24 protein-coding genes are annotated in these 25,972 nt (G+C 75.0%); 11 read left to right on the forward strand and 13 right to left on the reverse strand.

The genetic code is table 11. From position 1 onward, the window contains the following. Positions 1 to 238: 238 nt before the first annotated feature. The 4 genes from D7294_RS33745 to D7294_RS33280 all read right to left on the reverse strand — a co-directional run bounded on the left by D7294_RS33745 (position 239) and on the right by D7294_RS33280 (position 7,456). Positions 239 to 3,586 carry an SAV_2336 N-terminal domain-related protein gene (locus D7294_RS33745; protein ID WP_120681173.1) on the reverse strand — a complete coding sequence of 1,116 codons (3,348 nt, stop codon included), beginning with the start codon at positions 3,584 to 3,586 and terminating at the stop codon, positions 239 to 241. Between the two features lie 5 nt (positions 3,587 to 3,591). Further along, a complete protein-coding gene (locus tag D7294_RS18635) occupies positions 3,592 to 4,551 on the reverse strand; it encodes an AAA family ATPase (protein ID WP_120681325.1) in 960 nt (319 codons plus the stop codon). Positions 4,552 to 4,812: 261 nt separating this feature from the next. Further along, positions 4,813 to 6,954, reverse strand: a complete 2,142-nt coding sequence (locus D7294_RS18640) for a VMAP-C domain-containing protein (RefSeq protein ID WP_120681175.1) — start codon at positions 6,952 to 6,954, stop codon at positions 4,813 to 4,815. Next, the gene (locus D7294_RS33280) at positions 6,941 to 7,456 is read right to left on the reverse strand and encodes a CU044_2847 family protein (RefSeq protein WP_241562459.1); all 516 of its coding nucleotides are present in this window, start codon (positions 7,454 to 7,456) and stop codon (positions 6,941 to 6,943) included. The genes D7294_RS18640 and D7294_RS33280 overlap by 14 nt, the downstream gene beginning before the upstream one ends. A 173-nt stretch (positions 7,457 to 7,629) precedes the next feature. Here D7294_RS33280 and D7294_RS18650 point away from each other — a divergent pair, with 173 nt between their 5' ends. From D7294_RS18650 to D7294_RS18660, 3 genes are all read left to right on the forward strand, one after another. Then, on the forward strand, positions 7,630 to 7,809 hold the full coding sequence (locus D7294_RS18650; RefSeq protein WP_120681177.1) for a DUF6104 family protein: 180 nt from the start codon (positions 7,630 to 7,632) through the stop codon (positions 7,807 to 7,809). Positions 7,810 to 8,010: 201 nt separating this feature from the next. Further along, positions 8,011 to 8,871 carry a DUF4097 family beta strand repeat-containing protein gene (locus D7294_RS18655; RefSeq protein WP_120681179.1) on the forward strand — a complete coding sequence of 287 codons (861 nt, stop codon included), beginning with the start codon at positions 8,011 to 8,013 and terminating at the stop codon, positions 8,869 to 8,871. A 1-nt stretch (position 8,872) separates the two neighbouring features. Further along, positions 8,873 to 9,763, forward strand: a complete 891-nt coding sequence (locus tag D7294_RS18660) for a PadR family transcriptional regulator (RefSeq protein WP_120681181.1) — start codon at positions 8,873 to 8,875, stop codon at positions 9,761 to 9,763. Between the two features lie 19 nt (positions 9,764 to 9,782). Here D7294_RS18660 and D7294_RS18665 read toward each other — a convergent pair whose 3' ends face one another. Next, on the reverse strand, positions 9,783 to 10,745 hold the full coding sequence (locus D7294_RS18665) for a zinc-binding dehydrogenase (protein WP_120681183.1): 963 nt from the start codon (positions 10,743 to 10,745) through the stop codon (positions 9,783 to 9,785). An 82-nt stretch (positions 10,746 to 10,827) separates the two neighbouring features. Here D7294_RS18665 and D7294_RS18670 point away from each other — a divergent pair, with 82 nt between their 5' ends. Then, positions 10,828 to 11,361: a GNAT family N-acetyltransferase gene (locus tag D7294_RS18670; protein WP_158674652.1), complete on the forward strand. Its 534-nt coding sequence runs from the start codon at positions 10,828 to 10,830 to the stop codon at positions 11,359 to 11,361. A 143-nt stretch (positions 11,362 to 11,504) separates the two neighbouring features. Here D7294_RS18670 and D7294_RS18675 read toward each other — a convergent pair whose 3' ends face one another. From D7294_RS18675 to D7294_RS18685, 3 genes are read right to left on the reverse strand one after another with little or no spacing between them, the layout of a single operon-like run. Beyond that, positions 11,505 to 12,272 carry an amino acid ABC transporter ATP-binding protein gene (locus D7294_RS18675; protein ID WP_120681187.1) on the reverse strand — a complete coding sequence of 256 codons (768 nt, stop codon included), beginning with the start codon at positions 12,270 to 12,272 and terminating at the stop codon, positions 11,505 to 11,507. After that, complete coding sequence (locus tag D7294_RS18680; protein ID WP_120681189.1) at positions 12,269 to 13,228, reverse strand: amino acid ABC transporter permease; 960 nt, start codon at positions 13,226 to 13,228, stop codon at positions 12,269 to 12,271. Before D7294_RS18680 ends, D7294_RS18675 begins: the two co-directional genes overlap by 4 nt. A gap of 12 nt (positions 13,229 to 13,240) precedes the next feature. Beyond that, the gene (locus tag D7294_RS18685; protein ID WP_120681191.1) at positions 13,241 to 14,191 is read right to left on the reverse strand and encodes an ABC transporter substrate-binding protein; all 951 of its coding nucleotides are present in this window, start codon (positions 14,189 to 14,191) and stop codon (positions 13,241 to 13,243) included. A 668-nt stretch (positions 14,192 to 14,859) separates the two neighbouring features. Here D7294_RS18685 and D7294_RS18690 point away from each other — a divergent pair. Beyond that, positions 14,860 to 16,059, forward strand: a complete 1,200-nt coding sequence (locus tag D7294_RS18690; RefSeq protein ID WP_120681193.1) for an NAD(P)-dependent malic enzyme — start codon at positions 14,860 to 14,862, stop codon at positions 16,057 to 16,059. Positions 16,060 to 16,162: 103 nt separating this feature from the next. Here the strand turns inward: D7294_RS18690 and D7294_RS18695 are convergent, their stop codons facing one another. Next, positions 16,163 to 16,921 (reverse strand): class I SAM-dependent methyltransferase, encoded by a 759-nt coding sequence (locus D7294_RS18695; protein WP_120681195.1) that lies wholly within the window; start codon positions 16,919 to 16,921, stop codon positions 16,163 to 16,165. 99 nt (positions 16,922 to 17,020) lie between these two features. Between D7294_RS18695 and D7294_RS18700 the strand changes: the two genes are divergently transcribed. Continuing rightward, positions 17,021 to 17,644, forward strand: coding sequence for a CGNR zinc finger domain-containing protein (locus tag D7294_RS18700; RefSeq protein WP_120681197.1), 624 nt, complete (start codon positions 17,021 to 17,023; stop codon positions 17,642 to 17,644). Here the strand turns inward: D7294_RS18700 and sodX are convergent. Further along, entirely contained in the window at positions 17,554 to 17,967 is a 414-nt protein-coding gene (gene sodX / locus D7294_RS18705) for a nickel-type superoxide dismutase maturation protease (protein ID WP_241562460.1), read from the reverse strand. The genes D7294_RS18700 and sodX overlap by 91 nt on opposite strands. 238 nt (positions 17,968 to 18,205) lie before the next feature. Between sodX and sodN the strand changes: the two genes are divergently transcribed. Next, positions 18,206 to 18,601 (forward strand): superoxide dismutase, Ni, encoded by a 396-nt coding sequence (gene sodN, locus D7294_RS18710; protein WP_120681201.1) that lies wholly within the window; start codon positions 18,206 to 18,208, stop codon positions 18,599 to 18,601. A 153-nt stretch (positions 18,602 to 18,754) separates the two neighbouring features. Here sodN and D7294_RS18715 read toward each other — a convergent pair whose 3' ends face one another. Further along, positions 18,755 to 19,687 (reverse strand): LysR family transcriptional regulator, encoded by a 933-nt coding sequence (locus tag D7294_RS18715; RefSeq protein ID WP_277751105.1) that lies wholly within the window; start codon positions 19,685 to 19,687, stop codon positions 18,755 to 18,757. A gap of 94 nt (positions 19,688 to 19,781) precedes the next feature. Between D7294_RS18715 and D7294_RS18720 the strand changes: the two genes are divergently transcribed. Further along, a complete protein-coding gene (locus D7294_RS18720; RefSeq protein ID WP_120681327.1) occupies positions 19,782 to 20,693 on the forward strand; it encodes a CTP synthase C-terminal region-related (seleno)protein in 912 nt (303 codons plus the stop codon). Between the two features lie 14 nt (positions 20,694 to 20,707). Here D7294_RS18720 and D7294_RS18725 read toward each other — a convergent pair whose 3' ends face one another. Beyond that, a complete protein-coding gene (locus tag D7294_RS18725; RefSeq protein WP_120681205.1) occupies positions 20,708 to 21,115 on the reverse strand; it encodes a four-helix bundle copper-binding protein in 408 nt (135 codons plus the stop codon). A gap of 62 nt (positions 21,116 to 21,177) precedes the next feature. Next, complete coding sequence (locus D7294_RS18730) at positions 21,178 to 23,490, reverse strand: HelD family protein (RefSeq protein ID WP_120681207.1); 2,313 nt, start codon at positions 23,488 to 23,490, stop codon at positions 21,178 to 21,180. A gap of 219 nt (positions 23,491 to 23,709) precedes the next feature. Between D7294_RS18730 and D7294_RS18735 the strand changes: the two genes are divergently transcribed. The 3 genes from D7294_RS18735 to D7294_RS18745 all read left to right on the forward strand — a co-directional run bounded on the left by D7294_RS18735 (position 23,710) and on the right by D7294_RS18745 (position 25,962). Continuing rightward, positions 23,710 to 24,291 (forward strand): NUDIX domain-containing protein, encoded by a 582-nt coding sequence (locus D7294_RS18735; protein ID WP_120681209.1) that lies wholly within the window; start codon positions 23,710 to 23,712, stop codon positions 24,289 to 24,291. A gap of 352 nt (positions 24,292 to 24,643) precedes the next feature. Then, positions 24,644 to 25,057: an ATP-binding protein gene (locus D7294_RS18740; protein WP_120681211.1), complete on the forward strand. Its 414-nt coding sequence runs from the start codon at positions 24,644 to 24,646 to the stop codon at positions 25,055 to 25,057. Beyond that, positions 25,054 to 25,962 (forward strand): RNA polymerase sigma factor SigF, encoded by a 909-nt coding sequence (locus D7294_RS18745; protein WP_422070717.1) that lies wholly within the window; start codon positions 25,054 to 25,056, stop codon positions 25,960 to 25,962. Before D7294_RS18740 ends, D7294_RS18745 begins: the two co-directional genes overlap by 4 nt. Positions 25,963 to 25,972: the final 10 nt, after the last annotated feature.

Genomic DNA, 25,972 nt, shown 5'->3' on the forward strand with positions numbered 1-25,972 from the left:
TTCCGGAGGCGGGGCCGGAGCGGAGAATTCCCTCTCGGCAGGCGGCGGAAACACCAGGCCGCGCGCCGGCGCGATCCCGGCGGGGGCGACCGCGCGCGCCCCGGAGTGCGCCGGCGCACGGGACGCGAGCCCGCCGCCGCGGGCGCAGACCTCAGCGGGCGCGGACCTCGACGGGCAGGCAGTCGGCGGGCGCGGACCTCGTCAGGCGCACCGGGCGCCCAGTCGGCGGGCGCGGACCTCAGCGGGCGCGGAGGGCGGCGAGGCGCGCCCGGGTCGGCTCCGCCTCCTCCTCGCCGCCGGGCAGCCGCCGCCACTCGTCGAGCGCGGAGCGGTAGGCCTCGCCCGCCGCGCGCGGGCGGCTCGCCTCCTCGAGGACGACGCCCCACTGGTGGTGCGCCCTGGCGGAAAGCCGCAGGATCTCCTCCCCGGCCTCCTCGGGCGCGCCGTCCTCGGCGGCGGCCGCGACCGCCCTGCGGTAGGCGTCGGCCGCCTGGTCGAGCCGCTCGGGACGGTGGGTGTGCCGGTAGGCCCTGCGGTGCGTCTCGCCGAGTTCGAACCAGGCGCGCGCGCCGGTGCGCGCCTCGCGCGCGGAGTGCGTGGCGGTGGTGAACAGGTGCTCGGCCTCTCGCAGGTCCACCAGGTCGCCGGCCTGCCGGTACCTCGCCACCAGCGCCTGTCCCAGCATCAGCAGCCGCAGCGCGAGCCTCGGGTGCCCGCCCGGCGTCTCCATCCGGCAGTCCCGCAGCACCCGCACGGCGCGCGAGACGTAGCGGCCGCCGTCGGGCAGCGAGGCGCGGACGAGCAGCGCGGCGCCCCACTCCTCGATGAGGTCGCTGTACTCCGCCCGGTCCCGGGAGACGGACCGGCTCGCCTGCTCGAAGTGCTCCGCGGCGGCGAGGAGTTCGGCCGGGTCGCCGCTCGTCTCGTAGCGCCGCCTCGCCAGCCGCCCCGAGCGGGCGGCGCAGGCGGCCCGCAGCTCCTGGTCCTCGGTCAGCCACCTGGCCTGGGCGATCGGCTCGGCCGCCGCCTCGAAGTCGCGTTCCGTCAGCAGCAGGGCGTCGACCAGGTCGAGGAGCGCGGCCACCCGGGCCCGCGGCTGGGCCGCCTCGCGGGCGAGCGCCTCGCAGCCGGCGCGCAGCGAACGGGCGGCCTGCTCGGCGTACACCCGGGCGCGCTCCGTTGCCTGCGCCGCGCCCGCCAGCCGCAGCAGCGCCCGGCCGTGCGCCAGCGGCAGCCCGCTGGGCTGGGGCCTGCCCCGCGGCCAGGCGTCGGCCACCGCCTCGACCGTGCCGACGCTCTCCTGGAGCAGGCCGGTGTCGCCGCTGAGCCGCCACTGCTCGGCCAGCACCTCCACGCGTTCGAGGGTCAGCGCCAGGGCCGCGTCCGGCGCGAGCCCCGGCGTGGCGCTGACGGCGGCGAACTCCCGGTCGGCCTGCCGCAGCAGGCGCAGCGCCTCCCCCGTGTCGCCGAGGGCGCGCCGCTCGCCGGCCGCGGCGTGCAGCACCCGGGCCAGAACGCTCCGCGCCCGCACCGAGCCCGGGTGGGTGGCGGCGGTGCTCGCGGCGGTCCTCGCGGCGGCCAGCAGCTCGGCATCGCCCTGCACCCGCCACAGCCGCAGCTGCTGCTCGGCCAGCTCGCTCCACAGCTCGGGGTCCGTGCCGCGCCCCGCGGCCCGCTGGCGGTCGGCGGCGTCGCGCAGCAGCCGCACCGCGTCCAGCTGGTGCTGCACCTTGCCCTCGGTGGCGAAGAGTTCGGCCAGCTCGCGGGCCTGCTGCACGGTACGCGAGGGCGGCTGGACGCCGGGGGGACCGGTGCGCCGCGCGGGCGGCTCGCGCAGGAAGCGCCGCAGCACCTTGGCGGTCACCTGGGCGAAGGGCTGCCGCAACCGCTGCTGCGCCCACTCCTGCGACCCCGGCGGCGCCGAGGGTTCGCCCGTGGGCCAGCCGATTCCCTCGGCCGGCTCGCCGAGGGGACCCGAGGCCGCCTCGGCCGCCTCGGGCGCGAGCCGCTCCCCGCCGGTGAGCTCCGCGAGGGCGAGCGCGGGGAAGTTGGGCCCGGTCCTGCCGAAGCGCTGCTCCACGTAGCCGGAGCAGTGCTTGAGCACGAGGATCGCCTCGTCGTGCCCGAGGTCGGCGAGGAGCTCGTCGTGCACGCCCTCGGCGAACGCGTACCACAGGCCGTCGCCCGCCGAGCCCTCCAGGCGCCGCACCAGGCCGCTCAGCAGGACCTCGGAGAGCTCGGCCGGCCCCGAGTCGGGCAGCATCGTGCGCTGGATCAGCTGCATGACCGGCAGGAAGAGCGGCCCGGCCGCCAGGTAGACGGCGAGCTGCGCGGCGCCGGGCGAGGCCTGGGCGCGGAACCTGGCCACCAGGGCGGCCGGCGTCCTGGGCCCCCCGGGGGCGCGGCGCGCCGCGGCGGGCGGCTGGTCGGCGCGCACCCAGCCGACGGCGGCGGGCACCGGGCCCGCGCCAGGACCGGCGAGCAGCCCGGCCCAGGCGCCGAGCGCGCCCGGCGTGGGCGGCAGCACGGGCACCGGCACCGCGCCGGGCGGCCGGGCGGGCGGGTAGCCGAACTCCTCGGCCACGAAACGCAGTCGCGCCGAGGCCGCGGGGCCCTCCTCGCGCAGCAGCAGGCCGTGGCCCACGGGCAGCCTGGTGCGCGCCCACAGCCGCTGCGGCAGCGGCTGCACGACGGCCACCGGGGCGTGCCTGGCCAGCGAGTGCAGCAGCCGGTGTGCGGCGCCGCTGCGCCACAGCGGCCCCGTGCAGTCGCTGACGACGACGGTCAGCCTGCGGCCGGTGGGGTCCCGCAGCTGCCGGGCGGGGTGCAGCACGGCGGCGGCCGGGTCGAACCTGCGGCTGACGGCCACCGAGCCGTCCGGGGCCTCGTGCAGGTAGTGCACCTGGATGTCGCGGAACGCGCCGAGCCTGCGGAAGACCTCGGCCAGCTCGCCGAGCATCAGCTGCCACACCCGCATCGCCGAGGCGGCGTCCATGAGGAGCTGCAACTCGGTGTGGCCGCGCGGCTCCTCGCGGAAGGCGGGCAGCAGCAGCCCGCCGGTGCGCGCGGTCCGCTCCACCGTGGCCGCCTCGTCGATCGGCAGGTCGCCCGGGCGGCCCGGGGGCCGGGCCGGGGGCCGGTAGCGCTGCAACGGCCGCAGGGCGCGTTCGAGTTCGAGCAGGCTGGGCAGGGACCTGGCCTCGGGAACGCCCACCCGCAGCGCGTCCCGTGGCGGCTCGCCCGCGCCGCCGGGGGCGCCGCCGGGGGCGCTCGCGGGGTCGGCGTAGAGCATCACGGTGTCGTCCCCGGCGCGCGGCGCCCTGCCGTCCAGCCGCGCCGGGCCGGCGGCCGGCTCCTGCCGCCGGCCCGGCCGGTGGCCGGGCGCCGCCCCCGGCTCCTGCTCCGGCCGCGGCTCCGGTGCGGCGGCGCGGCCGGCCCGGGCGGGGGGCGGGGCGGTCGGCGTCGAGTACTGGGCCAGCCACAGGGCGTCCGCGAGGCCGGTGCGGTCCGGGTCGAGCCCGGACTCGCGCAGCGCGCGGATCAGTCCCGCGAGCCGGGTGCGCTGCCGGGCAGCCGGTTCGGACATCGCGGTCACCTCGGCTGGTCGAGGCGCTGGATGAGCTTGTCGGCCAGGCGGTCGCGGGTGGGGGGCTCGGCGTGGTGGGTGAGGTAGATCGCGTTCAGCAGCTGGTCGGTGGCCAGCTGCTCGGTGCGCGAGCGCTCCAGGAAACGGCCGATCAGGTCGTCCCCGCGGCGGGCGAGTTCGTCCCCGAGGTGGGCGCGCACCACCGTGGCGAGCCGCTCGTGGTCGGGGCGGCCGATCTCCAGGTGGATGCAGCGGCGCAGCAGCGGGGCCGGGAAGTCCCGCTCGCCGTTGCTGGTGAGCACGACGAAGGGGAAGGCGCGGCAGCGAATCCTGCCGTCCCTGACGGTGACCTTGGCGCCGTCGTCGGTGAGGACCTCGACCTCGGGCTCGCGCTCGGCGATCCGCTCCAGCTCCGGGATGGCGAACTCCCCCTCCTCCAGGACGTTGAGCAGGTCGTTGGGGAGGTCTATGTCGCTCTTGTCGAGCTCGTCGATGAGCAGCACCCGGGGGGTGGCGGTGGGGAGCAGCGCGGTGCCCAGCGGGCCGAGGCGCAGGTAGCTGCCGATGCCGCCGGGCACGGCGGTGGGCTGGGCGCCCGTGGCGCGCATCCCGGCGGCGATCTGGGTGTCCTGGAGGCGGGCGATGGCGTCGTAGTGGTAGAGCCCGTCGCCGAGGGTGGTGCGGCTGACGATGGGCCAGTGCAGCACGCGGCCGAGCCCGAGCTCGTAGGCCACCGAGTGCGCCAGGGTGCTCTTCCCGGTGCCGGGGTTGCCGGTCACCAGGAGCGGACGGCGCAGGTAGAGGGCGGCGTTGATGATCTCCAGCTCGTCGGGGCTCGGCCGGTGCATCTCCGCCAGGTGCCGGTACAGGCCGAGCCGCCTGGTGGTGGTCGTGTCCGCCTCGGGCCCTTGCGCGACGAGCGGGCCGCCGTCGAAGTCCCGCCACGGCGGGGGCTTGGGGAGCATGCGAATGCCGTCGTGCGGCTCCCCGGCGCCCCGGTAGATCAGCCACTCGCGCGCGGCGCCTGCGGCCGGCTCCTGGCCGGCGGCCTCCGCTGGCCCCACGGGCGAGTTGGTGTCGGCGTTGGTCTCAGCCTCTGCCACAGCATGCTCCTCGTCGTTCGTCGACCGTCCGGGGCGCGGGCGCCTCGACCGTATCGGGGCGGGTACCCGCCGCATAGGGGCTTTGCGCGCTTCCCCGGCCGCCGCCGCGCGCGCCCGCGCGCGTCATGGCGCCTCCAGCGGGTCGTCGGCCCCGGGAAGCGGGTGGCCTGGGTCGGCGTACAGCAGCGCAAGGCCGTGCGACCAGGAGGTCTCGGCGGCGTCTTCCGCGGCCCTGGCCCTCAGCCGCCACAGGGCGGCGGGCAGCCGCCCCGCCCGGTCCGCGAGGGCGACGGTGCGCTGCACCCCGCCGTGGAAGCCCGCGCACTCGGCGGGGCGCGCGGGGGGTTCGCGGCGCCACAGTATGACGTTGTACCCGCTGGCCATCACGCGATGCAGCGCGGCCGGCTCGCCGCCGCTCGCCGGGGTGCGGCACAGCACGGGCACCGTGGACTGGTCGCGGCCGATCAGCGCGGCCGGCTCGGGCAGCGGGCGCGGCTCCTCGTGGGCGCAGTCGAGGACCTCGGAGCGCATGGGGCCCTGGTGCACCCGGTCCCAGCGGCGCAGCCGCAGTGCGAACAATTCCTCGCTGTCCTCGGCCTCGGGCACCGGGTCGGTGCAGCGCACCACCACCGGCCGCAGCTCGCCGATCGGCGGCAGCCCCGGGCCCAGCCGCCAGGTCTCGACCGGCAGGCCGAGCAGCGAGTACGGCAGGGCCGCCTGGAGCCGCACCGGGCGCTCGGGCCGATCGGCGCGGCGGAAGGCCTCGGTCAGCGCGGCGCGCAGCCTGCCGGGCGGGTCGGCCGGGCCGACGGCGCGGAAGTCCTCGTCCACCGAGACGAGTTCGCCGCCGGGGCCGGGGGCGCACACCCGCCAGTCGTATTTGCCGCGCTCCCAGCCGTGCGGGGTGAGTTCGAGCAGCACGTATGGCTCGTCCTCCGCCGCAGGACCGCGCGGCGCTGGCACGCCGTCCACGGGGGCGGGGACGGCCTCGGGGGCGAAGCCGGCGCCCCCGCCGGCCGGCACCTGCGGCGGGGGCACGATGGCGGCGCCCGCGGCCACCACCCGCTCCCGGCCGAAGTCGGGCAGCCGGTCACGCGCCCTGAGCCTGGCGTTCGCCTCCTGGCGCAACGTCGTGCGGAACCAGCGGGAGAGGTCGGGCGCGCCGGCCGCGGTGCGGTGCGCCCAGGCGAGCAGCGCCTCCTCCGTCCCCGGCCTGGCGGGGTGCGGGCGGTCCGCGGTGGCGGCCAGGACGGCGTACCTGAGCACCACCTCCAGCTCGTCCTGGCCCTGGCCCGGGTCGTAGAGCCGCCCCAGCCCGTCGCGCCAGCCGCGGGGGGCGGGCAGCGGCTCCTTGTAGCTGCGGTGCAGCACCTCGGTGACCAGCCTGTCCAGGCTCGCGCTCGACGTGGGCGGGGGCAACTCGGCGAGCAGGCCGAGCAGTTCGACCCGCTCGCCGGGGCTGAGGGCGCGCTCGCCCGTGGCCCGCAGGTCGCTTTGCGCGTCGGTCCAGGTGGCGTCGGCGGCGTGGTCGTCGCGGTGCCGGGCGGCGTGGTGGCGGTCGTGGGCGTGCATGACCCGCTGGTAGGTGTCGTCCGCCTCGGCCGCGACCGGCCCGGCGGGCCGCGGCAGCCGCCGCAGCTGGAGCACGGAGGTGGCGAGGCCGCCGTCCCTGCCGGTACGGCGGGCCTTGAGGACGCCGATGACCTCGCCGCGCTCCAGGTCCACGAGGGGGCCGCCGGAGACGCCGCGCGGTACCTCGTCCTCCGGGCCGAGCTTCAGCTGCCCGTCGCCGCCCATCTCGCCCCTGATGGTGCACCGGCCGCTGAGGTGGGCGATGCGCCCGGCCTCCCCGTCGGGGGCGACGCAGCCGAAGAACGCGACCTCCTTGGAGGTGAAGACCCTGGCCGTGCGTTCGGTGAGCCAGACGCACTCGTGCGGGATCGGGTCGACCAGCCTGACCAGGGCGAGGTCGGGGGCGGGCCAGCGGCCCTCGCCGCGGTGCTCCATCGGCTCGGCCCACTCGACCAGCCCGAGGGCCGGGCTGGTCATGTCGCCGAAGATCAGCCCCACTTCGCGACCACCTCCCTCGGCCGGTCCCCCGCCGAGTGCCACGTGCGCGCAGGTGAGCACCCAGTTCGGAGCGACGAAGAACCCGCTGCCCCTGGGTCCGGTCGTCGACTCGCCGTCGGCATACCCCCTCGGCGGGTCCTGAATGCGTACGGTCGCCGCCTCGACGAGTGGCGCCAGGGACTCAAAGGGGTCCATGACCGCCGCCCGTGCGCCCCCCGTGCTCTCCCGCGCCGTCCGGGCGTCCCAGCTCCTCGGGCGGGCCGCCCTGCCAGGTCAGGGTGACCGAGATCGCGGCCTTGGCCTCCCCGTCGGCCAGCAGGCCGACCACCTTGCCCGCGCGCGCGGTCAGCTCGATGCCGAAGGAGACGCTGACCTCGTCGGGCCGGGCGGCCCGCAGCCCTTCGGCGACGGAGGCCGCGACCCCGGTGATCAGGCCGCGCAGGCTCTCCATCCTGGTGGTGCCCGCCGGGCGGGGCCGCGCGCGAAAGCCGGTGTCCGTGTAGCCGTCGTCCCCGGCCTCCCCGGTCTCCTCGGCCTTCTCGCCCCGGCTTCCCCGGGCGCCCCCCTGGCCCGGCCGCCCCTCCTCCTGCTCGGGCGAGCGCCTGGCCCCGGGCGGCGCCAGCTGCTCGGCCTCGGAGATCCGGGCGAGCACCGGCGTGCCGTCCGGCAGGCTGATCCGGGTGATTGCGCTGCTCATCGGCCCCCCATGCGTTCGGCGTGTGCTGTGCAGGTTAGCCTTCGTTACCGACAGTTGCCCATTTTCCTGGTTTCCCTGGTTCCCTGGTTCCCTGGTTCCCTGGTTCCCTGGTTCCTTGGTTTCCCGGTCTCCCTGGTTTCCCTGGCCACGCGATCCTTCCCCTGGAGCGCCCCGTGTACTTCACCGACCGAGGCATCGAAGAACTCGCCCAGCGACGCGGCGAGGAGGAGGTGAGCCTGGCCTGGCTCGCCGACCAGCTGCGTCTCTTCGTCGACCTCAACCCCGACTTCGAGGTCCCCGTCGAGCGCCTGGCGACCTGGCTGGCCCGCCTCGACGACGAGGACGACGAGTAGCGGACCGCGGGGCCTCGGGGCCGGCGGGAACCGAAGGACGGCCGGCGGCCGGCGGGTGGACGTGACGAGACCGAGGACGAGGAGGAGGGCGCCACGGTTCCCCTCTTGACGCCACGGCTACGCGATATATCGTGTTCCTCAGGGAGTCACGATATATCTTCGTGCGCTCGTCAGCGCGTGCCGTTCAACCGGGGAGGCCCCATGGCGCGGAAATCCGAGTGGTCCGTCACCGAGCCGCGGACCCTCCACTTCGACGACCCGATCGAGGACCTGGAGATCCGCACGGTGAGCGGCACGGTGAACGTGGTGGGCACCGACTCGCCCGCCACCCGCGTGGAGATCGCGGAGCTCTCCGGGCCGCCGCTCGTCGTGAGCGTGCGCGGCCGCCGGCTCACCGTCGCCTACGAGGACCTGCCCTGGCACGGGTTCCTGAAGCGGCTCGAACGCAAGGGCTGGCGCCGGTCCGCGGTCGTCACCGTCAGCGTGCCCGCCTCGGTCCGGCTCTCCGTGGGCGTGGTCCGCGCCTCCGCCGTCCTCAGCCGCATCGCGGGCCCCACGGACCTGCGCGGCGTGAGCGGGGACGCGACGCTGGTCGGCCTCTCGGGCCGGGTCCGCGCCGACACCGTCTCCGGCGCCGTCGAGACCCAGGCCGTCACCGGGAAGCTGTCCTTCAACTCGGTCTCCGGCAGGCTCACCATGCTGGACCACGCGGGCGAGAGCGTCGGCGTCAACACGGTCAGCGGCGACGTGGTCCTCGACCTCGCCGAGCCCGCCGCGCGCCCCACGCTCCGGCTCACCACCGTCTCGGGCGACGTGGCCCTGCGGCTGCCGGCGCAGGCCGACGCGAAGGTCTCAGGGGCCACCACGAGCGGCCCCGTCTCCTCGGCCTTCCCCGAGCTCTCGGTGTCCGGCACCTGGGGGGCCAAGTCCGTCGGCGGCACGCTGGGCGCCGGGACGGGCAGCATCCTGTGCCACACCGTCTCCGGCGCCTTCTCCCTGTTGCGCAGGCCGCGGACCGAACCGGACGCGACCGCCGCCACCACCTCCGCTAAGGACGTCTGACATGCCTCCCGTCTTCGGTCACGGCCGACTCCGCCTCTACCTCCTGAAGTTGCTCGGCGAGGCCCCCCGGCACGGGTACGAGGTCATCCGGCTGCTCGAAGAGCGCTTCCAGGGGCTGTACGCCCCCTCGGCCGGGACCGTCTACCCCCGCCTGGCCAAGCTGGAGGCCGAGGGCCTGGTCAGCCACGCCGAGGAGGGCGGCCGCAAGGTGTACTCGCTGACCGGCGAGGGATACCGGGAGCTGCACGAGCGCGAGCCGGAGCTGACCGAGCTCGAACGGGAGATCCGCGACTCCCTCACCGCGCTCGCGGCGAACATCCGCGAGGACGTGAGCGGTTCGGCCCAGGACCTGCGGCGGCAGGTCAAGGAGGCCACGGCGGCCGCCCGCGCCTCGGGCGGGTCCGAGGCGAAGGAGGGGCGGGCCGCCTGGCAGGCCGCCACCCGGCGCGCCAAGGAGGAGAGCCGCCGGGCCCGGCGGGAGGCCAGGGAGGCCCAGGAGGCGAGCGAGGCGGTCAGGACCCACTTCGAGCAGGCCGCCCGCCGGCTCCACGAGCGGGTGCAGTCGCACGCCAGGGCGGGCGACTGGCGGGGCGCGGTCCGCGAGGGCCTCGACGGGCTCAGCCACGAGATCGGCGGCTGGAGCCGGTTCGTCGAATACCCGAGCACGCCGTGGCCGCAGTGGGCGAGTGGCCGGGAGGAGGCCGAGGAGGAGGCGGAGGAGGTCGCCGACCCCGAGCGCGAGCTGGTGCGGCTGCTCGACCGCTTCCGCGACGAGGTGCGGGACACCGCCAGGGACCACGGCGTGAGCCAGGAGCAGCTGCGCGAGGCGCGCAGGCACCTGTCCGCGGCCGCGGCCCACCTGGTGGCGCTGCTGCGCTCGCCGCACGGCTGAGCCCCAGGCGGCCGCGCTCTCAGACGGTGAGCACGATCTTCCCGAAGAGCTCGCCGCGGGCCAGCCTGGCGAAGCCCTCGCGCGCCTCGGCCAGCGGCAGCACGGTGTCGATGACGGGCCGAATCCCCTTGGCCACGCAGAAGTCGATCAGCGAGGAGAGCTCCTCCTTGCTGCCCATCGTGGAGCCGACGACCCGCAGTTCGAGGAAGAAGATCCGGTTCAGCTCGGCGGAGGGCGGCGCCTGCCCCGAGGTGGCCCCGGAGATCACCAGGGTGCCGCCGGGCCGCAGGGAGCGCACCGAGTGCTGCCAGGTGGCCGCGCCCACCGTCTCCAGCACCGCGTCCATCCGGTGCGGCAGCCGCGCCCCGGCCTCGAACGCGCCCTCGGCGCCCAGCTCCAGGGCCCGCTTGCGCTTGGCCTCGTCCCGGCTGGTGACGAAGACGCGCAGCCCGGCCGCCGCGCCGAGCACGATGGCCGCGGTCGCGACGCCGCCGCCCGCCCCCTGCACCAGCACGCTGTCCCCCGGCCGCACCGCGGCGTTGGTGAACAGCATCCGGTACGCGGTCAGCCAGGCGGTGGGCAGGCAGGCCGCCTCCTCGAAGGAGAGCGCGGCGGGCTTGGGCAGCAGGTTCCACCGCGGCACGGCCACCCGCTCGGCGAAGGTGCCCTGGTACTTCTCGGTCAGCAGGGTGCGCCGCTCCTCGGGGCCCACCCCGTGGCCCGTGGCGCCGATGACCGAGTGCAGCACGACCTCGTTGCCGTCCTCGTCCACGCCGGCGGCGTCGCAGCCGAGGATCATCGGCAGCGCCTCCTCGCGCAGGCCGACCCCGCGCAGCGACCACAGGTCGTGGTGGTTGAGCGAGGCCGCCTTCACCTCGACCACCGTCCAGTGCGGCGGCGCCTGGGGCTCGGGCCGGTCGCCCAGCTCCAGTCCGTTCAGCGGATGCTCCGGGTCACAACGCGCGGCGTAGGCAGCAAACATGGGCTCACGCTAGCCGCAGGCGGTCCCTCCATTCCAGAAGCGACCCCGAAGTGACAGGATGAGGAGTCGCGGGGAGGTTGACATGGGCACGGTGTTCTTGCGACGGCTGAGCAGGTGGCAGGCCGAGTCCGAACGGGAGGGGATCGGGGATCTGTACGCCGCGGCGCACCGCGACGCGCCAGGCGCGCGTCCGCTGGAACGCGCCGAGTTCGTGCGCCGGTTCACCGATCACGACATCCAGCAGCCCGATTTCGATCTGGTGCTCGCCGGCGATCCGGGGCCGGTCGGCTGCGCCTGGGGCTTCCGCGCCGACCGCGGCAGCCGCTGGTGGCAGTCCTTCCTGGACGTGCCCGCGGAGATCGACGAACTCACCCAGAGCCGCCAGGTGTTCGTCCTGGCCGGGGTGGTGGTGCTGCCGCAGCGGCGGCGCGGGCAGCTGGGCACCAGGCTGCACCGGGAGCTGCTGTCCCGCAGCCGCGCGCCGCTGAGCCTCGCCCTGGTCGAGCCGGGGAACGCGGCGGCGCTGGCGGCCTTGCAGTCCTGGGGCTGGAGCAAGGCCGGGCAGCTCACCCCGGCCGACGGCAGCCCGCCACTGGAGACCTGGGCCCGCCGCTGAGCCGAGCGCCCCGGCGGATCGCCGCACCCGGCTCCCCCGGGGCGCTCACGGCACCTGCCCCACGGCACCTTCGCCCGGGGCCCGTTGCTCAGCGCCCGTTGCCCACGGCGCGTTGCCCACGGGGCCCCGCCGGCGCCCCGCGCTCACAGCACCTTGGACAGGAACGTCCGGGTGCGGTCGTGCCGCGGGTCGGTGAGCACGTCCCTGGGGCGGCCCGACTCCACCACGACGCCCTCGTCCATGAAGACCAGGGAGTCGCCGACCTCGCGCGCGAAGCCCATCTCGTGCGTGACGACGATCATCGTCATGCCCTCCTCGGCCAGCCGCCGCATCACGTCGAGCACCTCCCCCACCAGCTCGGGGTCCAGGGCGGAGGTCGGCTCGTCGAACAGCATGAGCTTGGGGTCCATCGCCAGCGCCCTGGCGATGGCCACGCGCTGCTGCTGCCCGCCGGAGAGCTGGGCCGGGTAGGCGTCCATCCGGCCCTGGAGGCCGACCCTGGCCAGGAGTTCGGCCGCGCGCTCCCGGGCCGCCGCCTTCCGCAGGCCCTTGACCTGCACCGGCGCCTCCATGACGTTCTCGGCGGCCGTCATGTGCGGGAACAGGTTGAAGCGCTGGAAGACCATGCCGATGTCGCGGCGCTGGGCCGCCACCTCGCGCTCGCGCATCTCGTACAGCCGGTTGCCCCGCTGCCGGTAGCCGACCAGCTCGCCGTCCACGTACAGGCGCCCGGCGCTGATCTTCTCCAGGTGGTTGATGCAGCGCAGGAACGTGGACTTGCCCGAGCCCGAGGGCCCGATGACGCAGGCCACCTCCCCGCTGCGCACCTCCAGGTCGATGCCGCGCAGCACCTCGACGGCCCCGAACGACTTGTGGACCCGCTCGGCCCGCACCATCGGCTCGGCGCTCATATCGTCACCTTCCCCACCCGGCTCGGCGTGCGGAACGACCCCAGGTGCGACCGCAGCCGCTGGAGGGGCGTGGGCGGCAGCTGCCGGTGCGAACCGCGCGCGAAGCGCCGCTCCAGGTAGAACTGGGCGATGCTGAAGAGGGTGGTCAGCGCCAGGTACCAGACGGACACCACCATCAGCATCTCCATGACCGCCAGGTTCCGCGAGCTGATCGTCTCCCCGGCGCGGAACAACTCCTCGAACTGGATCGCGTAGGCGAGCGAGGAGGTCTTCAGCATGTTGACGAACTCGTTGCCCGTCGGCGGGATGATCACCCGCATCGCCTGGGGCAGCACGATCCGCCGCATCGTCTTCGCGCCGCTCATGCCCAGGGCGTGGGCGGCCTCCGTCTGGCCCGGGTCGACGGACAGGATGCCGGCCCTGGCGATCTCCGCCATGTAGGCCGCCTCGTTGAGCCCGAGGCCGAGCAGCGCGGCGAGGAACGGCGTCATCACGTCGTTCATCTCGTCCTTGTAGAACCCGAGGTTCACCGTGTCGAAGACGAAGGACAGGTAGTACCACAGGAACAGCTGCACCAGCACGGGCGTGCCGCGGAAGAACCAGATGTAGGCCCAGGACACGCTGGTCAGCACCGGGTTGCGCGAGAGCCGCATCACGGCGAGCACCAGGCCGAGGACCACGCCGAGCAGCATCGAGAGCACGGAGATCCACAGGGTCTTGCCCGCGCCCTCGACGATGGTGTGGTACGTCAGCTGGTCGCCGACCACGTCCCAGTGGATGTCCGCGTTGACGAACGCCCAGACCAGCAGCCCGAGCAGGACGAGGACCACGACGGCCCCCGCCCAGCGGCCGTAGTGCCGGACGGGAACGGCCCTGATCGCCTCGGGCGGCGGGCCGGTCTCGGCCCGCCCCGGACCCGTCGGCGAGGCGGGGGCGTCCTTGTGGAGATCGGGCACGTCGGCCTCCGCTCAGCCCGCGTTGACGGTTGCCTCGTCGATGGCACCGCTCTGCGCGTCCCACTGCTCCAGGATCTCGGCGTAGGTGCCGTCGTCGATGATCTGCTGGAGGGCCGCCTGGAGGGCGTCGCGCAGCTGGGTGTTGTCCTTGGGGACGGCGATGCCGTAGGGCGCCGCGTTGATCTGGTCCCCGACCACCTCGAACAGGTCGCCGCCGCCGGCCGTCTCCTGGTTGTACAGGGCGACCGGGAAGTCGGTGATCACGGCCTGGGCCCTGCCGCTCTGGAGGGCGGTGATCGAGTCGGTGTCGACCTCGTTGATCACCGCGTCGATCGGCTCGTCGCAGTCCGCCTGCGCGTCCTCGATGACCTGCTCGTTCGCGGTGCCCTGCTGGGCGGCGACGGTCAGGCCGCACAGGTCGGCCGGGCCCTGGATGCCCTCGGGGTTGCCCGCGGCCACCAGGATCGCCGAGCCGGCGCGGAAGTAGTCGACGAAGTCGGCGCCGCCCTCGGCGTCGTCCGACGCACCCTCCTGGCGCTCCTGGGTGTCGGTCATCGCCGACATGATCACGTCGTGGCGGCCGTTGTTCATGCCGAGGACCAGGCCGTCGAAGGTGCCGTTCTCGAAGGTGAAGTCCACGCCGAGCACCTCGCCGAGCGCGGCGGCGATGTCCGGGTCGATGCCGGTGACCTCGTCGTTCTCGTCCAGGTACTCGATGGGGGGATAGGCGATGTCGGAGCCGACCTTGATCTCCCCGGCCTGCTGGATGTCCTCGGGCAGCAGGTCGAAGAGCGGCGCCTCGGAGGACTGCGAGGACTGGGAGGAACCGTCCGCCTGGTCCCCGCCGCCGTCACCCGCGTCGTCGGTCTGGTCGCCGCAGGCGCTCAGCAGCAACGCGCCGGCGGCGAAAAGCGCGCCCACCGCGGCGCGGCGGCGGGAACTTCTGGGGCTGGGCAGGGTCATCGCGTGGTCCTCCGGGGGTCGTGGAGTGTCCAGGGGCCGGGCACACGTCTTCGAGCGCGACGGCTTCGCCAGGTGCGCCGACGTCGCGGGCGTCCTCGATGTCGCGAACGCCCGGAAAGCCCCGGACATCCCACCCATCCCGGATGTCCTGGCTGTCGCGGACCTCGCGACCATCGCCGACGCCGTCGACTTCGTCAACGCGGAAGGTCAACGCAGGGCATCCTGCCATCAGGACCGCCCTGTTCGGCCTACTCGAACGTCAATATCGGATAACGGACACCGCGCACCGATGACCGGCTGCCCCAAAGTGCCCTCTTCCGCCCGAGGGTTGGCCCTCATGAGAGATCCGTCACGCTCCAGCGAGGCTTTTGCGTCCCGAATAGCGGCGCTTTAGCCGGACCGGGCAGGCTGTGAGAGCCCGGGACGGCAGACGGGCCGCGCCCGTTGCGGGGCACGGTTCGTGCCCCGGGTGTCCCATCGGGTAGAACCGACCGTTACACCCCTCATCCGGGGACCCGGGCGCTTGTGCGGCGCGTCCGGCGTCCGCTGCTCACCCTCGCGGACGAGTGCCCGCCCGCCGCCGCCCCCCACCGGGATTGCGGCCAGCGCTGATGGCAGTTGATGGCAGTCAGTGGCAAGGAAACTCGCAGACAAAGGGGTCAACCACAGTGGCATCGGAGATCGTCAATCCACGAAGCGACCTGGCGGACGAGGAGCCGGGGCTCGACCCGGCGTTCGCCCTGCACCGGGGCGGCAAGATGGCCGTGCAGGCGACGGTGCCGGTGCGCGACAGAGACGACCTGTCCCTGGCCTACACGCCCGGCGTCGCCCGGGTCTGCGCCGCGATCGCCGAGCGGCCCGAGCTGGTGCACGAGTACACCTGGAAGTCCCAGGTCGTGGCCGTGGTCACGGACGGGAGCGCGGTCCTGGGCCTCGGGGACATCGGGCCCGAGGCCTCGCTGCCGGTGATGGAGGGCAAGGCGATCCTCTTCAAGCAGTTCGGCGGGGTGGACGCGGTGCCGGTGGCGCTCGACTGCCGGGACACCGACGAGATCGTCGAGACGGTCGCCCGCCTCGCCCCCTCCTTCGGCGGCATCAACCTGGAGGACATCTCGGCGCCGCGCTGCTTCGAGATCGAACGGAAGCTGCGCGAGCGCCTCGACATCCCGGTCTTCCACGACGACCAGCACGGCACGGCCGTGGTGACGCTGGCGGCGCTGCGGAACGCGGCGACGCTGACCGGGCGCAAGCTCGGCGAGCTGCGGGTGGTGATCTCGGGCGCGGGCGCGGCCGGGGTGGCCATCGCGAAGATCCTCCTGGGCGCCGGCGCCGGCGACGTGGTGGTCTGCGACCGCAAGGGCGTCGTCTCGGCCGACCGCGGCGACCTCACCGAGGTGAAGCGGGAGATCGCCGGCCTGACCAACCGGGACGGCCGCAGCGGCTCGCTGGCCTCCGCCCTGGAGGGCGCGGACGTGTTCGTCGGCGTCAGCGGCGGCACGGTGCCCGAGCCCGCGGTGGCGCGGATGGCGCCGGGGGCGTTCGTCTTCGCCATGGCCAACCCCGACCCCGAGATCCACCCCGACGTGGCGGCCCGCTATGCCTCCGTGGTGGCCACCGGGCGCAGCGACTACCCCAACCAGATCAACAACGTGCTCGCCTTCCCCGGCATCTTCGCGGGGGCGCTGCGGGTGCGCGCCTTGAAGATCACCGAGGGCATGAAGCTGGCCGCAGCCGAGGCGCTGGCCGCGGTGGTCGAGGACGAACTCGCCCCCGACCGCGTGATCCCCTCCCCCTTCGACCCCCGCGTGGCCCCGGCCGTCGCCGAGGCGGTCGCCTCCCAGGCCCGCGCCGAGGGCGTCACCCCCTGACGCGCGCCGACGCGCCCCGCGTGCGCGCCCCCGGGCACCGTCCCGGGGGCGCGCCGCGTTCCCGGGCCCCGCGCGGGGCCGCGCCCGGCCCCGCGCCGCCCGGCTACCGCAGCGCCAGCACCATCGCGTCCGTCAGCGAGGCCCAGGCCACGCCCGCCTCGGCGAACCCGGCCTCCCGCAGGGCCGCCAGGTGCCAGGCGGCCGGGTGGGACTCGCCCTCCGAGTGGTCCCCGCCGGCCGGGTCGCCGTAGATCCCGAACCGCTCCGCCGTCGCCTCGGCCAGCTCGGGGGACTCCGCCGCCGCCTTCCACCACGCGGCCCAGTCCTGCGCGCCCGCCGCCCGCTCCCGCTCCTGCCGCGCCGCGGTGAAGGCGCGTTCCGCCGCGTTGATCCGCGGGATCGAGGGGTCGGGCATGTGGTCGGCGTTCAGGAAGACCCCGCCGGGCCGCAGCAGTTTCGCCAGGTCCCCGTACAGGCTCCGCAGCGGCTCGGTCCGCAGCCAGTGCAGGGCCGTGGCCGTGAGCACCGCGTCGTAGGAGCCGTGCGGCAGCGCGTCCCGCCAGCCGGGGTCGGTGAGGTCGGCGGTGACGAACTCCACCCGGTCCTCCCCCGCGAAGTACCCGCGGGCGATGGTGAGCAGCGCCGGGTCGAGGTCCACGCCGGTGCTGACCGCGCCGGGGAAGCGGCGCAGCAGGCGCAGCGTGATGCTGCCGGTCCCGCAGGCCAGGTCGAGGACCCGCGGCCGGTCGCCCACCAGCGCCTCCACGGCGTCCAGCATCACCCGGAACCGCTCCTCCCGATCCGCCAGGTGCCACTCCTGCTGGCGGTCCCAACTGTCCTGCCACGTCTGCCAGTCGGCCACGCCTCTCTCCTCCCGCCCGGCACCCTGTAATAGGTGCAGCCCGTATACAGCCCTTACTAGTACCGTAGGGACTATAGGCGACCTCGGTAAGGAACACAATTGGAACTGACCTATTACTCAGACTTCGCCGTGCGCCTCGTGAACACCGAGGAGCCGCTCCGCGGCACCGACCGGCTGACCTCGGTGGACACCGTGCGGGAGCTGTTCGGCGCGGCGCGGCACGCCGCCCGGCGGGTGGCGGAGGCCGACGTGACGCGGCTGCGCGGCGTCAGGTCCCGGCTGCGCGCCGTCTTCACCGCGGCCGCCGAGGGCGACGAGGTGCGGGCGGTGGACCTGCTCAACTCGCTGCTGCTCGAATACCCGGCGAGCCCGCAGATCTCCGGCCACACCGAGCTGGACTCCTCGGGCCGCCCGAACTGGCACCTCCACCTGGCCGAGCACCCCTCGAACGCCACCGCGGGCTACGCCGCGATCGCCTGCATGGGCCTGGCCTTCCTGCTCACCGACCTGGGGGTCGACCGCCTCGGCATCTGCGAGGCCGACCCGTGCCGCAACGCCTACCTCGACACCTCGACCAACCGCTCCCGGCGCTACTGCTCCGACCGCTGCGCGACCCGCGCGAACGTCGCCGCCTACCGCGCCCGCAAGCGCCGCGAACGCGCCCTCAGCGGCCTGACGGACGAGGGCAGCCAGGAGAGCAGGGCCAGCAGCGCCGAGCGCTGAGGGGTACGCCGCGGCGGGCGCAGCCGCAGCATCGCCCTGGCCACCACGAGACCGTCGGGCACGACCCCGAACTCGCGGCTGTCGTTGGTGACTCGGGGGTTGTCCCCGAGCACCCACCAGCCGCCCTCGCGCCGCGCCGCGGCGCGCTTGACGATCAGCAGGTCGTGCTGGAAGGGGTGACGCACCACCAGCACGTCCCCGGGCCGCACCCTGGCCCCGTAGCCGAGCAGCAGGTGGTCCCCGGGCCGCAGGGTGGGCAGCATGGAGGGGTTGTACACCTCGGCGAGCCCCAGCTTCATCGTGCGCCCCTCTCCTCGTGCCATCTTCCCGCGGGTCCCGTCTCCTCGTGCCATCTTCCCGCGGGTCCCGCGGGACCCGCGGCGCCGTCCCCCCGGCCGGCCCCTCGCGCGGCCCCGCCCGGCCGCGCTCCGCCGCCGGGACCAGTCAAGCACCGGACTTTCGGCCTAAGCCCGCCGATCACTCCGGGGTACGCCGAGAAAACCTCGCTGCCACGGAGTAGTGTCGCCTGAGAGAAGACGATCACGAGGAAGGACAGCATTCATGCTTTCCCGCCTGTTCGCCCCGAAGGTGAAGGTCAGCGCCCACTGCGACCTCCCGTGCGGCGTCTACGACCCCGCTCAGGCCAGGATCGAGGCCGAGTCCGTCAAGGCCATCCAGGAGAAGTACCAGGCCAACGAGGACCCGCACTTCCGCGCCCGGGCCACCACCATCAAGGAGGAGCGGGCCGAGCTGGCCAAGCACCACGTGTCGGTGCTGTGGAGCGACTACTTCAAGCCTCCGCACTTCGAGAAGTACCCGGAGCTGCACCAGCTCGTCAACGACACCCTGAAGGCCCTCAGCGCCGCCAAGGGCTCGACCGACCCGGCCACCGGCCAGAAGGCCCTCGACTACATCGCCCAGATCGACAAGATCTTCTGGGAGACCAAGAAGGCATGACCCCGCCCTCCCGGCACCCCGGGAAGGCATCGCCCAGCAGACCGTTCGGGGCGCCCGTCCGCATGACGCGACGGGCGCCCCGATCTTTTGCGCGCCCCGCTTCCCGGCCGTGCGCCCGCTCGCGCGCAGCGGCCGTGAGGGCTCAGCGGCCGTTCAGGGGGCGGGCGAGGGCGCCGGGGGCGACGGCGCGCCCCGGGCGCGCAGCAGGTGGTCCCGCAGCGTGCCGCCCGGCGGGGTGAGCCGGGCCGGGTGCAGCAGCTCGGTGCGGTGGACCAGCCGGGGCTCGGACAGCGGAACGGCGCGCAGGCCGAGGGACGCGCCCGCCGCGGCGCGGGAGCGCGGCAGGAGCGCCAGGCCCAGGCCCGCCGCGGCCAGCGGGAGCAGCCCGCCCGGGTCGCTGCCCGCGTACCGCAGGCCGGTCCTGAAGCCTCCGGTCCCCGCGGCGGCGCGCAGCCGGTCGAGGGCCACCCCGGCGTCGGGGGCGTCCAGCCAGCGGGCCCCGGCCAGGTCCGCCAGCCGCAGCCGGGGGCGTCCGGCCAGGGGGTGCCCTTCGGGCAGCAGCACGGCGAGCGGCTCCTCCCCCACCTGCACGGAGCGCAGCGGGCCCACGTCGGGCAGGCGCAGCGGGTCGGTCGGCGCGGCGAAGCCCTCGACCAGCGCCAGGTCCAGCTCCCCGGTGGCCACCGCGGCCGGCAGCCGGGCGGCCGGCCGCACCTCGACGGTCACCTCCACGCCCGGGTGGGCGCGGCAGGCCGCGGCGAGGGCGGCCCCCGGGGCCGCGGCCTGCGCGGTCAGCGGGGCGAGCCCGACCGCGAGCCTGCCCGCCGGGGCGGACACCAGCCGGGCCACGTCGGCGCGGGCGGCGGCGAGCCGGACGAGCAGCGGGCCCGCGTGTTCGAGCAGCCGGGCCCCGGCGGGGGTGGGGGCGACCGGCCGGCGGGTGAGCAGGCGCGCCCCGAGGTCCTGCTCCAGGGCGGCGACGTGCTGGGAGACCGCGGACTGGGTGTAGCCGAGCTCGGCCGCGGCCGCCGAGAAGGAGCCCAGGCGGGCGACGGACACGAAGGTGCGCAGCAGGTGCGGGTCCACGTCGGCCAGTATGCAGGGAAGATAAGCGATCCTGATCCGAGGCCGGGTAATCATCGTTGGCGCTGATCGCGCCCCCGGGTCCAGCATGGCCGACATGAATCCCGCCACCCCCATCCAGCCCGGCCCGCTCTCCCCCTTCCGCCCCGACGCGACGGCACCCACCCACTCCGGGCCCGTTTCCCCCATCCACCCCAGCCCGGCGGCCCTCCCCTCCCCCGCCTCCGGGGACGGGTGGACCGTGCCGCGGCTCGCGCTGGTGGGCGACCGCTCGCCGCACGTCATGTCGCACGCCCGGGTGCCCGGCCTGCTCGCCGCGCTCGCCGAGCGGGAGCGGCTGCCCGTGGACGCCTACTGGGTGCCGACGGCCGACCTCGCGCCCGGGGCGGAGGGGGCCGGCGAGGGGTCCGTCGCCGGCTTCGACGCCGTGTGGCTGCTGCCTGGCAGCCCCTACCAGAGCGAGGCGGGGGCGCTGGCCGCGGTCCGCACGGCGCGCGAGCGCGGCATCCCGTTCCTCGGCACCTGCGGCGGTTTCCAGCACATGCTGCTCGAATACGCCCGCACCGTCTGCGGCCTCGCCGAGGCCAGGCACGGCGAGAACGAGCCGGGCCGGGAAGAGCCGATGATCGGCCCGCTGGCCTGCTCCCTGGTGGGGCGCGAGGGGGAGATTCTGGTGGAGCCCGGCTCACTGGCGGAGCGCGTGCTGGGCACCAGGCGCTCCGTCGAGCGCTTCCACTGCGCCTACGGCTCGGTGGCGCCGCGCTACCTCGCCGCGCTGCGCGCGCACGGCCTGCGGTTCACCGGCAGCGATCCGGAGGGCACGCCCCGGATGGCCGAACTGCCTGGCCATCCCTTCTTCCTGGCCACGCTCTTCCAGCCGGAGCTCGCGGGGGACGGCCGCGTTCCCCATCCGATCATCCGGGCCCTGGCCGTGGCCGCGGCCCGGCACGCCGCGGGGCGCGCCCCGCGGGCCGCCGCCCCGGCGGCCGGCCCCGCCCCGGCCGCCTGAGCCGCGCGCCGGGCTCACATCCCGGCGGACAGCAGCTGACGGCAGGCGCGCTCACAGGTGCGGCACGCCTCGGCGCACAACCGGCAGTGCTCGTGCTCCCTGGCGTGCTGCTCGCACTCCGTGGCGCAGGCGTCGCACGCCACGGCGCACGCCTGGAGCTGGGCGATCGCGATGTCCGGCCGGCTGCCGGTGAGCCGGGAGAGCAGCCGGCCGGTGATGTCGCAGACGTCCGCACAGTCCAGGTCGAGCCGGATGCAGGCCAGCAGCTCCTCGACCCGTTCCTCGGCCAGACAGGCGTCGGCGCACGCCGTGCAGGTCTGCGCGCACTGGTCGCACTCCTGGATGCAGCGGGCCAGCGCGTCCCGGTCGATGGTGCCCAGGTCGGACGGGCTGGTGTTCATCATGTCCTTCACCGTGGTCATCGGTACCACCTCCGGTGGCGGGGTTACCGCTCCCGCCCGGCCCAAACCCGGGGAGGCCCAGGTCAGCCCCGCCCGGAGGCCGGCGGACCGGCCGCCCGCAGCTCCTCGGCGGCCACCCGGCGCAGCGGCGGCAGGTCCGCCGGCGGCCGCCCGGAGTGCACCACGCCCAGCCGCTGGGTGGCGCGGGTGAGCGCGACGTAGAGGTCGCTCAGCCCTCTGGGGGACTCCGCGACGATGCCGTCCGGGTCGACCACGAGGACCGCGTCGTACTCCAGCCCCTTCGCGGTGCGCGGATCGAGCACCTCGACCCGCCCGGCCGGGGCCGCGTCCGCGACGGCGGCGCGCAGCTCGGGCAGCCGGGCGGCGGGGGCGATCACGCCCACAAGACCGGCGCCCTGACCCGCGCACTCCCGGGCGGCACACTCGGCCACCGCGCCGGTCAGCCGCTCGGGCGGGACGGCGCACCGCCACGGGCGCACGCCGGTGGCGCGCACCGCGCGCGGCGCCGTCCGCGCCGGATCGATGCGCCGGAGCACGTGCGCGGCGACCTCGGCGATCTCGGCCGGCAGGCGGTAGTTGACGCTCAGCTCGGCCAGCCGGAACCGCCGGCCGACGTGCGGGGCGAGCATCCGCTCCCAGGAGGGGGCACCCCCCGGGTCGCCGGTCTGCGCGATGTCCCCGACGATCGTCAGGGAACGCGCCGGGCAGCGGCGCATCACCAGCCGCCAGGCCATCGCGGAGAGCTCCTGCGCCTCGTCGACGACGACGTGCCCGAAGGCCCAGGTGCGGTCGGCGGCGGCCCGCCTGGCCTGCTCCCGGTGATCGCGTTCCTCGTGCCGCTCGGCCAGCGTCTCGGCGTCGACCAGGTCGAAGGGGGAGAGCTCCTCCGCCTCCCCGGGGTCCACGTCGTCCTCGATGTCGGTGCCGCGGGAGCCGAGGGCCACGTCCAGGGCCTCCTGCGCGAGGCGCACCCGCTCCTCCCGCTCGGCCGCCGCCGCGGCGCGCGCGGCCGAGTCGTCGGAGCCGAGCAGTTCCGCGGCCTCGTCGAGCAGCGGCACGTCGGCCGGCGTCCAGCGGCGGTGCGGGCCGCGCAGCAGCAGGGCGCGTTCGGCCGGGGTGAGCCCGGGGGCGGCGGCGGCCAGCCGCGCGGGCGAGGAGAACAGCTCGGCGAGCAGCCGCTGCGGGCTCAGGAGGGGCCAGAACTCCTCCAGCGCGGCGGCCACTTCGCGGCTGCCGTCCAGCTCGGCCCTGATCGTTTCCAGGTCCGCTTCGGTCAGCAGCGAACTGCCGTCGATCACGTCGGTGCCGTAGCGCTCGGCGTGCCGGTGGGCCAGCGCGTCCAGGAACAGCTCGTGGACCAGGGGCCGCGCCTCGTTGTGCGGAAGCCGCCAGGACCGCGCGGTGTCCCGCAGCCGCCGGCACTCCTCGGGGCCGAGGCGGAGCACGGAGCCCTCGTGCGGCACCTCGAACCCCTCCTCCCCGGAGGGTCCCTGCCGGGCGGCCACGGCCGCGGCGATCACCTCGGCCATGACCGGGCGGCCCTTGAGCTCGGCGGTGGCGGAGGGCTCCGCGCCCACCGCCCGCACGCCGGGGAAGAGTTCGGCCACCGTGGCCGTCAGCACGCTGGTCTCGCCGAGCGCGGGCAGGACGTCGCCGATGTAGCGCAGGAAGGTGGGGCTCGGCCCGATGACCAGCACCACGCTCCTGGCGAGCCGTTCGCGGTGGGTGTAGAGCAGGTAGGCCGCCCGGTGCAGCGCGACGGCCGTCTTCCCGGTGCCGGGGCCGCCCTGGACGACCAGGACGCCGGCGTGCGGGGAGCGGATGATCTCGTCCTGCTCGGCCTGGATGGTGGCGACGATGTCGCTCATCCGGCCGGTGCGCGCGGCGTCGAGCGCGTCGAGGAGCGCGTCCATCAGGGCGCCGTCGCCCGAGATCTCCGCGGTGCCCTCCAGCTCCTCGTCCTGCACCCCGATCACCTGCCGGCCGCGGGTCCTGATGTGCCGCCGACGCCTGACGTTCTCGTGCGAGACGGCGGTGGCCACGTAGAAGGGACGGGCGGCGGGGGCGCGCCAGTCGATGAGCAGGGGCTCGCACTCGGCCGAGCCGTCGAGGATTCCGATCCTGCCGATGTACCTGCGCTCCTCGTCGCGCATGTCGAGCCGCCCGAAGCACAGCCCGGTCTCGGCCGACTCCAGCCGGTTCAGCCGCCGCGCCAGCTCCGCGGCGGCGACATCGCGTTCCGCCAGGCCCTGGTGGCCAAGGCCGGTCGCGGCCAGCACGGAGTCCAGCCGCTCCTGGGTCTCGCCGCGCAGCGCGTCGAGCCGGCCGTACAGACGCGTCAGGTAGTGCTGCTCGGACCGCCGCGCTTCGTCCATCCTGCCGCTTGACACCGATCCCCTCGATCCGCTATGATGATTTCGGATAGCTCTTCCCCCCCCGAAGGGCAGGAGCATCAAGGAACCGAATATAGCCGGGAATTCCGCGCGCCGCCACGGGCGGCTTTTTTTGTGCGCCTCACCCCGGCCCCGGCTCCCGCAGGAGCGGCCCACCGGCCCCGCACCCGGCCCCGCGAGGCGGCGCCTAGGCTGCACGCCATGGCCTCCCCCCTCTCCTCCGCCTTCTCCTCCCCCGAGCCCGCCACCCCCGCGCCCGCCGTCCCGGAATCCGCCTCCCCCGAACCCGCCGCCGCGGACGGCCCGCCGCCCGCGGCCCTGCCGCCGGCGACGGCCTCAATAACCCTCCTCGTCGGGGCCGTTGTGGTGCACGACCGGGAGCGGGACCTGGTGCTGCTGCTCAGGCGCGGCCCACGGGCGAAGTTCGGCCGCGGCATGTGGGACCTGCCCGTGGGCAAGAGCGACCCGGGCGAGCCCGTGACGGCCACCGCGGTGCGCGAGCTCCGCGAGGAGACCGGCCTCGTGGCCGACCCCGCCGACCTGCGCCTGGCCCACGTGCTGCACAGCTCCCGCGGCGTGGAGTCGCCGAACGGCTTCCTCACCGTCATCTTCCTCACCCACCGCTGGAGCGGGACCGCGCACAACGCCGAGCCGCACAAGCACTCCGAGGTCCGCTGGTTCCCCGTCGGCGACCTCCCCGCCAACCTCGTGTTCTCCGCCGACCGCGTCATTCACCGCTGCCTGGCCGGCGAGGCCGGGGTCACGCTCCTCGGCTGGGACTGAGCCCGGGGCCGGGGGAACGGGGGCACCGACCTACGGCGGCCGCCGAACGCCGGGCGCCCGCGCGGAAAAGGCGGCATCCCCGCGCCCCAGGTCGCAGTACGATCAACGATCATGGCGCTGCGGGACCCGCAACGCCGGGAAGAATTCGAGGAATTGAACGTCACCGGAATGGCCACACTGCGCACCGAATGCATTACGATGAGTAATACCGCCGAGGTGGTCACGGAAGGCCGGACGCCCCCCGGGCCAGGCGACAGCAGGCTTGGGATCGCGGTAGCGTCCAAGGGCGAGCCCGGGCATCCCCGCGGTGCCGGTGAGCGCTCAATCAGTGTGAGTCTCTGTGGAGGTGAGGGTGTCCCCAACCCCAGGTGAGCCCGGATCTCAGGACTTCGTGGAAGTCCGGCTGCCGGCGGCGGGTGCCTATCTTTCGGTGCTGCGCACGGCCACCGCCGGACTCGCGGCCCGCCTCGACTTCACCCTCGACGAGATCGAGGACCTGCGCATCGCCGTCGACGAGGCCTGCGCGATCCTGCTCCAGCAGGCGAAGCCGGGAAGCGTGCTCGACTGCGTCTTCACGCTGGTCGGCGACGCCCTGCGCGTGACGGTGTCCGCCCCGACCACGGAGGGGCACGCCCCCGAGCGCGACACGTTCGCCTGGACGGTCCTGACCGCGCTCGCGGGCGAGGTCGAGTCGTCCGTCGGCGAGGACAAGACGGTCAGCATCAGTCTGCACAAGAAGCGCGGCGCGGCCCCCGGAGCGCCGTGACCGGCGCACAGGGGCCGCCACGGGACGAGGGGGCCGAGGTGAACGAGGTGGACCAGGCGGAGCGCACCGAGCGGCGGGAGCCGCCGGGCGCGGCCATTCCGGAGCAGCCGGAGCCGGGCCAGCCGGTGCAACGGCGCGCGCTGCCCGATCCGCAGGACCGCGGCGCGGCTCGCGACCTGTTCATCGAGCTGCGCAAGCTGCCCGAGGGCTCGCCCGAGCGCGCCGAGCTGCGCAACAGCCTGGTGCGCATGCACCTGCCGCTCGTGGAGCACCTGGCCAGGCGCTTCAGGAACCGCGGCGAGCCGCTGGACGACCTCACCCAGGTCGCCACCATCGGGCTGATCAAGTCGGTGGACCGGTTCGACCCGGAGCGCGGCGTGGAGTTCTCCACCTATGCCACGCCCACCGTGGTCGGCGAGATCAAGCGGCACTTCAGGGACAAGGGCTGGGCGGTCCGGGTGCCGCGCCGGCTCCAGGAGCTGCGGCTGTCCCTGAGCCAGGCCACGGCGGAGCTGTCCCAGCAGCACGGGCGCGCCCCGACGGTGCACGAGCTGGCCGAGCGGCTGAAGATCTCGGAAGAGGACGTGCTGGAGGGCCTGGAGTCGGCCAACGCCTACAGCACGCTCTCGCTCGACGTTCCCGACACCGACGACGAGTCGCCCGCCGTCGCCGACACCCTCGGCGCCGAGGACGACGCACTCGAAGGGGTCGAGTACCGCGAGTCGTTGAAGCCGCTCCTGGAGGAACTGCCCCCGCGGGAGAAGAAGATCCTCCTGCTCCGCTTCTTCGGGAACATGACCCAGTCGCAGATCGCGCAGGAGGTCGGCATCTCGCAGATGCACGTCTCCCGGCTGCTGGCCCGCACCCTGGCCCAGCTGCGCGAGAAGCTGCTCGTCGAGGAGTAGCCGCCCGGCC

The sequence above is a fragment of the Streptomyces hoynatensis genome (assembly GCF_003626535.1).
Lineage (GTDB): Bacteria > Actinomycetota > Actinomycetes > Streptomycetales > Streptomycetaceae > Streptomyces > Streptomyces hoynatensis.